Below are 12,105 nucleotides of genomic sequence, written 5' to 3' on the forward strand. Positions count from 1 at the left end.
ACAAGGGAGAACATCATGGGCGTGAGCCTCGCCAAGGGCGGAAATGTCTCGCTGAGCAAGGAGGCCCCGGGGCTGACCGCGATCCTCGTCGGTCTCGGCTGGGACGTCCGCACGACCACCGGCACCGACTACGACCTGGACGCGAGCGCGCTGCTCTGCGACGAGGCGGGCAAGGTGCTGTCCAACGAGCACTTCATCTTCTACAACAACCTCAAGAGCCCCGACGGGTCGGTCGAGCACACCGGCGACAACCTCACCGGTGAGGGCGAGGGCGATGACGAGATCGTCAAGGTCGACCTCGCCTCGGTGCCCGCGACCGTCGCGAAGATCGTGTTCCCGGTCTCGATCCACGACGCGGAGAGCCGGGGGCAGAGCTTCGGCCAGGTGCGCAACGCGTACATCCGGGTGGTGAACCAGGCGGGCGGCGCGGAGATCGCCCGGTACGACCTGAGCGAGGACGCCTCCACCGAGACCGCGATGGTCTTCGGCGAGCTGTACCGGCACGGCGCCGAGTGGAAGTTCCGCGCGGTCGGGCAGGGTTACGCATCCGGCCTCAGCGGCATCGTCGCCGACTTCGGCGTCAGTCTCTGAGCCGCCGGGACCTCGACGCGCACGCCCCTACCGAAGTCACCCCAGTCACCGAAGGCGGAACGATGACGATCAACCTCACCAAGGGCCAGCAGGTCAGCCTCACCAAGTCCGGCGGCGGCGAGCTCGGTGTCGTACGGATGGGACTGGGCTGGAAGTCCGCTCCCCGCAAGGGATTTCTGGCGCGGCTCACCGCCCGCGAGATCGACCTGGACGCCTCGGCGGTGCTCTTCGCGGGCCAGGCCCCGCAGGACGTGGTCTTCTTCCAGCACCTGACGAGTGACGACGGTTCGGTCCAGCACACCGGGGACAACCGGGTCGGCGGGGCGGGCCAGGGCGGTGACGACGAGTCCATCGTCGTCGACCTGCGGCGCGTGCCGGTCCATGTGGACCAGATCGTCTTCACGGTGAACTCCTTCACCGGCCAGACCTTCGAGGAGGTCGAGGCGGCCTTCTGCCGTCTGGTCGACGAGAGCAACGGCCAGGAGCTGGCCCGGTACACCCTGACCGGCGGCGGGCGGCACACCGCCCAGATCATGGCCAAGGTCCAGCGGTCCGGGTCGGGCTGGCAGATGACCGCGATCGGGGCTCCGGCGGACGGGCGGACCTTCCAGGACCTCATGCCCGCCGTCGCGCAGCACCTCTAGGGCGTGTTTCGAAAGTAGCGCCGTCCGCCCGGAGGGCGGGCTCGGCGGCGTCTGGTGCGTGCGATCGCAAGGCGGAGGGTCGCCCCGATACTGGATGTATCGGGGTGATCCCGACAACGCGGCGAGGGATGGGGTCTCCCCTGCTCGAGCGAAGCCGAGAGCTTGGGGAAGTGCCAGGCGTCGCCGAGCAGGCGGGACTTTCGAAACACGCCCTAGCCCCCTCCGGAACACCTTTCCAGAAGACTACGAACGCCTCACCGGACAGCCGCGGAGGTGCGCACGCGACACGTGCGCGCCCCCGCGGTGCGGTGGGCGGAACACCCACCACACAGGTGTCGGCACACCTGTGTCGACCGAGGGACAGCATGGGCAGACCTATCCGGCTCGGGGACGAGGACAGCTCCGACTACGGACGCGCACTCGACGAGGTGATCGCCTCCCCGGAGATCCAACGCCTGCTCGAACGCTCGGGAGTCCCCGGCGGCCGGCTGCGCGTCCGGGGCCTGGCGGCCGTGGCACGCACGACGCCCGCGGCCGACGCCGAGTACCGGCGCTACGCGGCCCTGCGGCGGCGTACCCGGGGCGGACCGCAGAACGCCGGAAGCGCGCCGCTCTCCGGACCGGGCGATCAGGAGCGGCCGGGGGCCGGGGTACTGGCGGTCCTCGGGGTGCTGACGCCGGTGCTCGCCGCCGTGGCCGCGGCGACGTTCCTGCTGCTGGGCTACGGTCTGCGACTCGCCGGGTCCCTGCCCTCCCTGGCGGGCACCCTCGTCGGCGTCGGCTGGTTCAGTCTGGTGGTCGCGGCGGTCACGGCCCTGGTCAGCGTGGTCGCCCTGTACCGCACGGCGGCGAAGCAGTCGGCGGACGGCACGGCGTCCGTGCCTGACCGGTCCCCCGCTCTCGAGGACGCCCGTGAGACATGGCTCGCGGCGCTGCGGGACCGGGGGATCCGGCCGTTCCTCCTCCAGGAGCTCGCCGAGGCGGCGTCCGCGCCGGGTCCGGGCGAGGGCCACGGCTCCCGTTTCAGCTCACCGGCGTTCGCTGGGCCCGACTTTTCCGGTCCGGGGTTCGAGGGCTCAGCGCCGCCCGCTCCCCGGCGGCCCCGACCAGAGCGGCCATGACCCGCGTGTCCTCGCCCATCTCCGGGTGCCACTGCACACCGAGCACCAGGCTCCCGTGCCCGGGGAGTTCCAGGGCCTCCACGGTCCCGTCGGGTGCGTGGGCGGAGGCCACCAGGCCGGCGCCGAGCCGGTCGACCGCCTGGTGGTGGTAGGCGGGCACCACGGCGGTCTCCGGGACGGCGTCCGCGTACGCGGTGCCGGGCACGGGGGTCACCGGGTGGCTGCCGAAGACGCCGGGGCCGCCGGTGTGGTCGTCCAGGTGCTGGTGCAGGGTGCCGCCGAGGGCGACGTTCAGCAGTTGCATGCCCCGGCAGATGCCGAGCAGCGGGACCTCCCGTTCGATCGCCGCGCGGATCAACGCCAGCTCCCAGGCGTCGCGTTCGCGGGCCGGGGGGCCGGTACGGGGATCGGCGACCGCGCCGTAGCGCGCCGGTTCGACGTCCGCTCCCCCGGCGATCACCAGCCCGTCGAGGGCGGCGACGGTGTCCCGGGCCGCGTCCCGCGCGTCGTCGGGCGGCAGCAGCACGGCGAGCCCGCCCGCCGCCCGGACGAGGCGGGGGTAGCCGGCGGGCAGCAGCACCGCGGGCATCTCCCACACACCCCAGCGGGCCGGGTCCTGGTAGGTGCTGATGCCGATGACGGGCCGGGACATGGAACGTACTCCTCGTTGGATCGGGGCAACGGGCGGAAGGGGTGCGGGGCTCAGTCGCGGGCGAGTTCGGCCTCGGCCGCCGCCAGTGCGGCGAACTCCTCCTCCGGGGCCCCCGCGACCAGCCGGTGACGGCTGTAGAAGGCGAAGTAGGCCAGCGCCACCGCGTACACGCCGAGGGCGATGAACGCCGCGTCGCGGTCCACCAGGAAGGTCGCCACCAGGGCCGAGCATGCCAGAACGAAGGCCACGGACGAGGTGAGCGCGCCGCCGGGGGTGCGGTAGGGGCGCGGCAGCTCCGGTTCGCGGCGGCGCAGCACGAGGTGGGAGAGGGCCATGAGGGCGTAGCTGATCGTGGCGCCGAAGACGGCGACGTTCAGCATCCGGCCGCCGTTGCCGCTCCAGGCGGCGAGCGTGAACCCGATGATTCCGGGGATCAGCAGGCCGAGGTAGGGGGACTTGCGGCGGTTGGTCAGCGAGAGGAAGCGCGGCAGGTAGCCGGCCCGGGAGAGGGCGAACAGCTGGCGGGATCCGGCGAAGATCAGGGAGAAGAAGGAGGCCACCAGTCCGGTGAGGCCCGCGTAGTTCACGAAGCGGCTCAGGGCGGTCGGCTCACCGGTTCCTTCCAGGGCCACCACGAGCGGGTTCCCGGCCTCCTTGATGGCGTCGGCCCCCTGGGCGCCGGTGGCGGAGATGAAGGTGATGACGGCCAGGAGGACCAGCACGGCGAGGGAGATGGTCAGGGCCTTCGGCATCGAGCGGACCGGGTCCTTGGCCTCCTCGGCGGCGAGCGGCACACCCTCCACCCCGAGGAAGAACCACATGCCGAAGGGGAAGGCCGCCCAGATCCCGAGGAGTCCGAACGGCAGCCAGGAGGAGGAGCCGAAGGCGGAGGTGTCCGCCGGGATGTCGTTGAGGCGGCCCGCGTCGAACTCGGTGAACGCGCCGACGGCGAAGATCAGCAGCGCGGCCACCGCGATGGCGGTCACCACCAGGCTGAAGCGGAGCGCCTCGCCGACTCCCCAGAGGTGGATGCCGATGAAGATCGCGAAGCAGGCGAGGTAGACGGGCCAGCCGGAGGTGAGGCCGAACAGGCCGAGCGATTCGACGTAGTCGCCGATGAACAGCGCGATCGCGGTGGGCGCGAGGATGTACTCGATGAGGATGGCCGTGCCGGTGAGGAAGCCGCCCCAGGTGCCGAGCGCCCGCCGGGCGAAGCCGTAACCGCCGCCCGCCGTGGGCAGGATGGCGGAGAGTTCGGCCAGCGCGAAGACGAGACACGCGTACATGACGCCCATCAGGACCATGGCGATGGCGAGTCCGCCGAAGCCGCCCTTGGCCAGGCCGATGTTCCAGCCGGAGAAATCGCCGGAGACGACGTAGGCGACGCCGAGCCCGGTCAGCAGGAGCCAGCCGGCACTGCCCCGGCGCAGGGTCCTGCGGTGCAGATACGCGTCCTTGCCGGACACCCCCGGGCTCGCGTCACCGGGTGGTCCGGAGGGTGTTTCGGTTCCCTGAGCCATGAGGCGCTCCAGATGTGTGTCGACTTCATCGTTGGAACTGCTTCGATCAAAGGTTCGTCGGCACACCTTTGTGGAGCGTCGGGGGAAGCGCAAGGGGCGTGCGTCAAAGAGTGGTTACGGATTCGCCTCCGCGCCGGACACCCGCCGGGGGGACGTCCTGTCGATCAGGCCGGCTCAGGCGAGGAAGCCGCGCAGCAGGGCCGCCGTGCCGCCGCAGTGCTCGCGCATCATCTCGCGGGCCGCGTCCGCGTCCCGGTCGAGCACCGCCTCGACGACGGCCGCGTGCTGCTGCTGGGAGTGCTCCAGGTTGCGCACCAGCAGCGGGATGCAGTCGAGCAGTTCGTTGAGGGTGGCCCGGACCGCGGCGTGCTGCGCGGCGAGCGTGCGGGAGCCGGAGAGTTCGGCGAGCGTGAGGTGGAGCAGGGTGTCCTGGCGGCGGTAGTCCTCAAGCCTGGCGCCCTGCGTCGCGTCGAGCGCGGCCCGCAGCCTGGCCCCGCCGTCCGCCGGGAGCCGTTCGGCGCACAGGCCCGCCGCTCCGGCCTCCAGCACCTCGCGGAAGCGCAGGGTGTCCTCCACGTCGACGGCGGCGATGCGGCGGCGCAGTTCGCCGCTGCCATCGGGAGCCGTGCGCGGCAGGACGAACGTTCCTCCGTAGCGGCCCCGGCGGCTCTCGACCATGTTCTGGTCCTGGAGCACCTTGAGGACCTCGCGCAGCGTCACCCGGCTGATCCTCAGGTGCTGGGACAACTCGCGTTCGGAGGGCAGCCGTTCGCCGGGTGGGACCAGCCCCAGGCGCAGGAGCTGGAGGAGCTGCTCCAGCGCCTCCTCGAAGCCGTTGCCCGCACGGACGGGCCGCAGCACGGAGGCCGGCCGGCCGATCACGGTGTCGCCCCCGTCCCCGGCGGCGTCGACCGCCGCCACCACCACCTCTGTCGCGGCCACCGCCCCTACCGCCGGACGGGTGTCGTCCGCTCTTCTCCTGGTGGCCACTGGCCGATCCCCTTCCCAAGCAATGGTTCTCTGTCATACCTTATGCCTCCCGGTTCACCCAAGGAGGCATCCCGTGGCAGACCGCACACCCCCGCTCGGCGTCGACGAGCTCCGCTCACGGGTCGCGGACGGGTCGATAGACACCGTGGTGCTGGCCTTCCCGGACATGCAGGGCCGGCTCCAGGGGAAGCGGTTCGCGGCCGGGTTCTTCCTCGACGAGGTGCTGGAGCACGGCACCGAGGGCTGCAACTACCTCCTGGCCGTGGACACCGAGATGCGGACCGTCGACGGCTACGCGATGTCCTCGTGGGAGAACGGCTACGGCGACTTCGCCATGGTCCCCGATCCCGCCACCCTGCGCCCCGTCCCCTGGCACGAGGGGACCGCCCTGCTGATCGCGGATCTCGCCTGGCACGACGGCAGTCCGGTGGTGGCGGCCCCGCGCCAGATCCTGCGCCGCCAGCTCGACCGGCTGGCGGAGCTCGGATACACGGCACAGGTCGGCACGGAGCTGGAGTTCATCGTCTTCCGGGACAGTTACGAGGAGGCCTGGGACCGCGACTACCGCGGGCTGACCCCGGCCAACCAGTACAACATCGACTACTCGATCCTCGGCACCGGCCGCATCGAGCCGCTGCTGCGCCGGATCCGCAACGAGATGCAGGAGGCCGGGCTGACCGTCGAGTCCGCCAAGGGCGAGTGCAATCCGGGCCAGCACGAGATCGTCTTCCGCTACGACGAGGCGCTCACCACCTGCGACCAGCACGCCGTCTACAAGACGGGCGCCAAGGAGATCGCGGCCCAGGAGGGCGTCTCGCTGACGTTCATGGCCAAGTACGACGAGCGCGAGGGCAACTCCTGCCACATCCACCTCTCGCTGACCGACGCGGACGGCGCGAACATGATGGCGGGCGAGGGCGAGGGCGGCATGTCCGAGCTGATGCGGCACTTCCTGGCCGGCCAGCTCGCCGCCCTGCGGGACTTCTCCCTCCTCTACGCGCCCACCATCAACTCCTACAAACGCTTCCAGCCCGGCTCCTTCGCCCCCACCGCCGTCGCCTGGGGCGTCGACAACCGCACCTGCGCCCTACGGGTCGTCGGCCACGGGCGCTCGATGCGCTTCGAGAACCGGCTGCCCGGCGGCGACGTCAACCCGCACCTGGCCGTCGCCGGACTGGTCGCCGCCGGACTGTACGGGGTCGAGCACCGGCTGGAGCTGCCCGAGGCCTGTACGGGCAACGCCTACACCGGGGACTACGACCAGGTGCCGACGACCCTGCGCGAGGCCGCCGAGCTGTGGGAGGCCAGCCCCATCGCCAAGGAGGCGTTCGGCGAGGAGGTCGTCGCGCACTACCTGAACATGGCCCGCGTCGAACTGACCGCGTACGACTCCGCGGTGACCGACTGGGAGCTGCGCCGCTCCTTCGAACGCCTCTGACCGCCAGAGCACCTTCACCACTACCAGCTTCCGTGATCGGGGTCCGTACGTGTCACAACCCACCCTGGACGTCCTCAACCCGGCGACCGCCGAGGTCATCGCCACCGTCCCCGCGGCCTCCGCCGCCGATGTGGACACCGCCGTCAGCCGTGCCGCCGCGGCCCAGCGCCGCTGGGCGGCCGCCGCGCCCGCCGACCGGGCCCGACTGCTGCGCCGCTTCGCCGTCGTCGTCGACGAACACATCGAGGAACTGGCCCAGTTGGAGGTCCGCGAGGCCGGACACACCATCGGCAACGCCCGGTGGGAGGCCGGCAACGTACGCGATCTGCTCGACTACAGCGCGGGCGGAGCCGAACGGCTCCTGGGCCGGCAGATCCCGGTGGCGGGCGGCATCGACTTCACGGTCCTGGAGCCGCTGGGCGTCGTCGGGGTCATCGCCCCGTGGAACTTCCCGATGCCGATCGCCGCCTGGGGTCTCGCCCCGGCCCTCGCGGCGGGCAACGCCGTCCTCCTCAAGCCCGCCGAGACGACACCGCTGACCGCTCTCCGCCTGGCCGAACTCGCCCTGGCGGCCGGGCTTCCCGAGGGTCTCTTCCAGGTGCTGCCCGGCGAGGGGCCGGAGGCCGGGGGCGCCCTGGTCGAGCACCCGGGCGTCGCGAAGATCGTGTTCACCGGCTCCACCCGGACCGGCAAGCACATCATGACCCGCTGCGCGGAGCGCGTGAAGCGGCTCACCCTGGAGCTGGGCGGCAAGAGCCCCAACCTCGTCTTCGCCGACGCCGATGTGGAGGCCGCCGCGGCGGCCGCGCCGATGTCCTTCCTGGACAACGCCGGTCAGGACTGCTGCGCCCGCACCCGGATCCTGGTCGAGCGGTCCGTGTACGACCGCTTCCTGGAGCTGTTCGTCCCGGCCGTGTCCGCCGTGGTGGTGGGCGACCCTGCCGACGAGAAGACCCGGATGGGCCCGCTGATCTCGGCGCTCCAGCTCGACCGGGTACGGGGCTTCGTCGACGGTGACCGTGGCGCCGACGGCGTACAGGCCATCGTCGGAACGGCCCCCGAGGGCCCCGGGTTCTGGTACCCGCCGACCGTCCTCACCGGGGTCTCGCCCGAGGCGCCGGTGGCGGTCGAGGAGGTCTTCGGGCCCGTCGCCGTGGTTCTGCCGTTCGAGGACGAACAGGACGCGCTGCGCCTCGCCAACGCCACCGACTACGGACTCGCCGGCTCGGTCTGGACCCGGGACGTCGGCCGCGCGCTGCGCGTGAGCCAGGGGCTGCGGGCGGGCAACCTCTCCGTCAACTCGCACTCCAGCGTGCGCTATTCGACCCCCTTCGGCGGCTACAAGCAATCGGGGCTGGGCCGCGAGCTCGGCCCGGACGCCCTGGCCGCCTTCACCGAAACCAAGAACGTCTTCATCAGCACGGAGGCCTGAGCACCATGACCGACACTTCTTCCGTCTGCCGCCGCCTGGTCGGCCGCACCGCCGTCGTCACCGGAGCCGGCAGCGGCATCGGCCTGGCCACTGTCCGGCGGCTGGCCGCCGAGGGCGCGCACGTCGTCTGCGCCGATGTGGACGAGGAGACCGGCAAGGCGGCCGCCGAGGAGGCGGGCGGGCTCTTCGTCCGTACCGACGTCACCGACGCCGATCAGGTGGACGCCCTCTTCAAGGCCGCGTTCGACACCTACGGCTCGGTCGACATCGCGTTCAACAACGCGGGGATCTCCCCGCCGGACGACGACTCCATCCTGGACACCGGCCTGGAGGCCTGGCGGCGGGTGCAGGAGACCAACCTGACCTCCGTGTTCCTCTGCTGCAAGGCGGCGATCCCCTATATGCGCGAGCAGGGCAGGGGCTCCATCATCAACACGGCGTCCTTCGTGGCCCGGATGGGTGCGGCCACCTCGCAGATCTCGTACACCGCGTCCAAGGGCGGGGTCCTGGCGATGTCGCGCGAGCTGGGGGTTCAGTTCGCACGCGACGGCATCAGGGTCAACGCCCTGTGCCCCGGCCCGGTCAACACCCCGCTGCTCCAGGAGCTGTTCGCCAAGGACCCGGAGCGGGCCGCCCGGCGTCTGGTGCACATCCCGGTCGGCCGGTTCGCCGAGCCGACCGAGATCGCCGCCGCCGTCGCGTTCCTCGCGAGCGACGACTCCTCGTTCGTGAACGCCACGGACTTCCTGGTCGACGGCGGGATCGCCGGGGCGTACGTCACCCCGGTCTGATCCCGACGGCGCCGGCGATCCCGGCGGTCTGCCGACGGCACCGGCGGCCGGACGTGAGGGGACGTCCGGCCGCCCGGTCGCCGTTCAGCCCGCGGTGCCGGCCGGATCACCCCGGAGACGCCGGGCGCGGAGCACCAGGAGCATCTCGAAGCGCTGGTCCGGTTCGTCGATGGCGTCACCCCACAGCTCGCGGATCTGCCGCAGCCGGTAGCGGGCCGTCTGGGGGTGGATGCCGAGGCGCGCGGCCACCTCCGGGGCGCCGCCGGGGGTCTCGATCCAGGCGAGCAGGGTCTCGGCCAGGCGCCGGGCCTGGGTCGGGCTGAGGCCCTCCAGCGGGGCGAGGCAGCGGCGGGCCGACGCGTCGATCAGCTCCTCGGCGGGAAGCAGCAGGAGTTCCTCCGTCCGCTCGGTGCAGTACAGCACCTCGCCCTGCGGCAGCAGACCCTTCTTGATCAGCCGGACCGCGGTCTCCGCCCAGTGCAGCGAGGTCGCCGCGGCCGCCAGCGGGACCGCCGGGCCGATCGCCCCGGACCAGCCGGCCGTGGCACGCCGCAGGGTCTCCGCACGGCCCGCCAGGTCCGGGTCCGGGATGACGATGCGCGGCTGCTCGCTCTCCATCTCCAGCAGAATGCCCTGCCCGACCGCCGGGGCCACGGCCTCGCGGGCCGGGCGCATGAGCACACCCACGGCGATCGTCTCCGGGAGCTCCCAGCCGATGCGGGCGGCCCGCTCGGACAGGGCCACCGACACATCGCCCCGGTGCTCCACCAGGAGGAGCTCGATCAGCTGGCGCTGGAGGCGGAGCCGTTCGCTGGCGCGCCGGGCCGCCGCCTCGGCGTAGCCCCGTACCGACTGTTCCACGAGCCCGTCCAGATACTCGAATCCCGATTCGGCCAGCTCGTACATGGCGGGCGCGGGGATGTCGACCTGCTGGCCGATCTCGGCGAGCCTGCGCCAGGTGAGCCGGACCCCGAGGCGATAGATGGCCTGGAGCGCGTCGAGGCTGCGTCCCTCGAGCCCCTCGCCGCGCCCGAACTCCTGGAACATCTCCGGCGGCACCCGGGGGTGGGCGCCGGCGGTGAGGTTGTGGACGAAGCCTTCGATGGCGCGGCGGATGCCGACGAGGGCCAGCGGCTCCCCGGACTCGTCCTCGACCAGCTGCAGATAGGGATATTCCTGGCGAATCTGGAACAGGATGGACTGAGCGAGCTCGGGGGCCTCGGACCGGGCGATCGCCTCGAAACGGTCGAGCTTCGACCGGGGGACGTCCTGCCAGGCCGGGCGGGTCACGGAGCCGCCGGGGCGGCGTCATAGCTGATCAGGGGCGTATTAGGCTGGTCGGGAGTGGCGTCGAGCAGTGCCACGACCCCGACCGCCGCACCCACGGCGAGTGTGGCGGCCACCAGAACGGTGACAGCGGCGGCGATGAGTCTGCGCATGGTCGGGTCAGCTCCTTGCTGGAGGCGATCCCCACCCCGTCAGCCGGGCCCCTCCGGCTGGGACACAGTGTCGACAGCACATTGACATTCCGTCAAGGGCTTGCTTACTGTTCACGCCAATCAAGGGCTGACCGGCCCGGGCCCGTGCACCTCCGCGAAGAGATTCGACCCAGGAGTGCCCGGATGCGCCACAACGCTTCACCCCTGTCGCTTGTCCTGCTGGGGGCAGGGGTTTTCCTGCTCGTCCTCGCGCCGCTGCTCGTCTGGTACGTCCAGCCGCACGCCAAGCGCACCCCCATCGACATCGACACCACCACCGTCTTCACCGGGACGGGCAGCTATTTCGACACGTCCGAGGTGGAGACGGTCGAGGGCAGAACGATCACGATCACGCGGCAGGTGCGCGGGGACGTGGCCGACAGCGAGAAGAGCGGCAACGCCGTGTGGGACGTCTCCACCTCGGTCGACCACCAGGACACCCTGCCCGCCTCGGACCCCCGTGACGCCCTCCAGTGGACGCTGGAGCGCTGGGTGACCGACCGGGTCACGAACGAGCCGGTCCACTGCTGCGAGGAATCCCCGACGTTCGACGGGGAGGCCTATCTGAAGTTCCCCTTCGACGTCGAAAAGCGTTCCTACCGCTGGTGGGACAGCACGCTCGGCGGGGTCGTGCGGCTCTCCTACGCCGGTGAGCAGGAGGTTCAGGGCTACTCCGGCCTGCTCTTCAAGGGCGAGGTCGAGCCCACCAGGACCGGGGTGCGCCAGGTGCCCGGACTGCTCGTGGGGAAGAAGAAGATCCCCCAGGTGCTGGCCGAGGAGTGGTATTCCAACAGCGGCATCGAGCTGGTGGTCGACCGGCGGACCGGCCGGATCATGAACGCGGCGATCGGCCCGAAGAAGACGCTGCGTGCCCCGGGCTCCGAGAAGGACGCCGTCGTGCTCCTGGAGAGCAAGCGGGTGGAGTTCACCGAGGAGACCCAGCTCAAGCAGGTCGAGCTGGCGTCGGCGGACAGCGACCGGCTGGCGATGCTCGGCACGACCGCGCCGGCCGGGGCCGCGGGACTGGGCGGTGTGCTCGCCGTGGCGGGCGTCGTGCTCGTCGTCCGGGGCCGCCGGACGGAGCCGGAAGCGCCGAATACTCACATGATGACGATTCCGCACACCTGAGTTACCGGCAAGTTGTTGCACCGGTGAGTAGCCGGGCGCGTACCCGTGCCGAAAACTGTCTATCCCCACCAGAGCACGGCCCCCCGGTCTCGTCCCGTCCGTCCTTCTCCTCTTCACTTCCTCATCATCTTCATCACCCTCATCACCTCGTCCCTTTCTTCTCCCTCATCACCCTCTTCTCGATCCCTCGCCCCGCAGCCGGGTTCCCCGGCCCGGTGCACCCCTGTCCCGGCCCCCCGGTACGTCCCCCGCTCCAAGCGGCCCTCACCCCGAGGGCCGCTCCCCCCGCTTCCCCGTCCCCCGAGCCGAGTTGGAGCACC

General features: G+C 71.5%; 12 protein-coding genes. 7 read left to right on the forward strand and 5 right to left on the reverse strand.

The features are described 5' to 3' along the window. Positions 1–15: 15 nt before the first annotated feature. The 3 genes from ACIQRW_RS28075 to ACIQRW_RS28085 all read left to right on the forward strand — a co-directional run bounded on the left by ACIQRW_RS28075 (position 16) and on the right by ACIQRW_RS28085 (position 2,356). Positions 16–591 (forward strand): TerD family protein, encoded by a 576-nt coding sequence (locus tag ACIQRW_RS28075; protein WP_032792079.1) that lies wholly within the window; start codon positions 16–18, stop codon positions 589–591. Positions 592–653: 62 nt separating this feature from the next. Further along, on the forward strand, positions 654–1,235 hold the full coding sequence (locus tag ACIQRW_RS28080) for a TerD family protein (protein ID WP_007451990.1): 582 nt from the start codon (positions 654–656) through the stop codon (positions 1,233–1,235). Between the two features lie 365 nt (positions 1,236–1,600). Further along, on the forward strand, positions 1,601–2,356 hold the full coding sequence (locus tag ACIQRW_RS28085) for a hypothetical protein (RefSeq protein WP_403765178.1): 756 nt from the start codon (positions 1,601–1,603) through the stop codon (positions 2,354–2,356). Here the strand turns inward: ACIQRW_RS28085 and ACIQRW_RS28090 are convergent. From ACIQRW_RS28090 to ACIQRW_RS28100, 3 genes are all read right to left on the reverse strand, one after another. After that, positions 2,259–3,008, reverse strand: a complete 750-nt coding sequence (locus ACIQRW_RS28090) for a gamma-glutamyl-gamma-aminobutyrate hydrolase family protein (RefSeq protein WP_403765180.1) — start codon at positions 3,006–3,008, stop codon at positions 2,259–2,261. The two genes, ACIQRW_RS28085 and ACIQRW_RS28090, sit on opposite strands and share 98 nt — an antisense overlap. Before the next feature lie 50 nt (positions 3,009–3,058). Next, complete coding sequence (eat, locus tag ACIQRW_RS28095) at positions 3,059–4,528, reverse strand: ethanolamine permease (RefSeq protein ID WP_403765182.1); 1,470 nt, start codon at positions 4,526–4,528, stop codon at positions 3,059–3,061. Between the two features lie 174 nt (positions 4,529–4,702). After that, positions 4,703–5,470: a FadR/GntR family transcriptional regulator gene (locus ACIQRW_RS28100; protein WP_403765184.1), complete on the reverse strand. Its 768-nt coding sequence runs from the start codon at positions 5,468–5,470 to the stop codon at positions 4,703–4,705. 121 nt (positions 5,471–5,591) lie between these two features. Between ACIQRW_RS28100 and ACIQRW_RS28105 the strand changes: the two genes are divergently transcribed. From ACIQRW_RS28105 to ACIQRW_RS28115, 3 genes are read left to right on the forward strand one after another with little or no spacing between them, the layout of a single operon-like run. Further along, positions 5,592–6,956 carry a glutamine synthetase family protein gene (locus ACIQRW_RS28105; RefSeq protein ID WP_403765186.1) on the forward strand — a complete coding sequence of 455 codons (1,365 nt, stop codon included), beginning with the start codon at positions 5,592–5,594 and terminating at the stop codon, positions 6,954–6,956. 49 nt (positions 6,957–7,005) lie between these two features. Further along, the gene (locus ACIQRW_RS28110; protein WP_403765188.1) at positions 7,006–8,388 is read left to right on the forward strand and encodes an aldehyde dehydrogenase family protein; all 1,383 of its coding nucleotides are present in this window, start codon (positions 7,006–7,008) and stop codon (positions 8,386–8,388) included. Positions 8,389–8,393: 5 nt separating this feature from the next. Further along, positions 8,394–9,179: a 3-oxoacyl-ACP reductase gene (locus ACIQRW_RS28115; RefSeq protein ID WP_403765190.1), complete on the forward strand. Its 786-nt coding sequence runs from the start codon at positions 8,394–8,396 to the stop codon at positions 9,177–9,179. Positions 9,180–9,263: 84 nt separating this feature from the next. On the opposite strand, the gene ACIQRW_RS28120 is transcribed toward ACIQRW_RS28115, so the two are convergent. Together ACIQRW_RS28120 and ACIQRW_RS28125 are read right to left on the reverse strand one after the other, a co-directional pair. Further along, positions 9,264–10,469 carry a helix-turn-helix domain-containing protein gene (locus ACIQRW_RS28120; protein WP_403765192.1) on the reverse strand — a complete coding sequence of 402 codons (1,206 nt, stop codon included), beginning with the start codon at positions 10,467–10,469 and terminating at the stop codon, positions 9,264–9,266. Further along, complete coding sequence (locus tag ACIQRW_RS28125; RefSeq protein ID WP_403765193.1) at positions 10,466–10,618, reverse strand: hypothetical protein; 153 nt, start codon at positions 10,616–10,618, stop codon at positions 10,466–10,468. The genes ACIQRW_RS28120 and ACIQRW_RS28125 overlap by 4 nt, the downstream gene beginning before the upstream one ends. A 183-nt stretch (positions 10,619–10,801) precedes the next feature. Here ACIQRW_RS28125 and ACIQRW_RS28130 point away from each other — a divergent pair, with 183 nt between their 5' ends. Beyond that, entirely contained in the window at positions 10,802–11,785 is a 984-nt protein-coding gene (locus tag ACIQRW_RS28130) for a DUF3068 domain-containing protein (RefSeq protein ID WP_403765195.1), read from the forward strand. Positions 11,786–12,105 lie beyond the last annotated feature (320 nt).

It is taken from the genome of Streptomyces sp. NPDC091287, from assembly GCF_044768525.1.
Classification (GTDB): Bacteria; Actinomycetota; Actinomycetes; order Streptomycetales; family Streptomycetaceae; genus Streptomyces.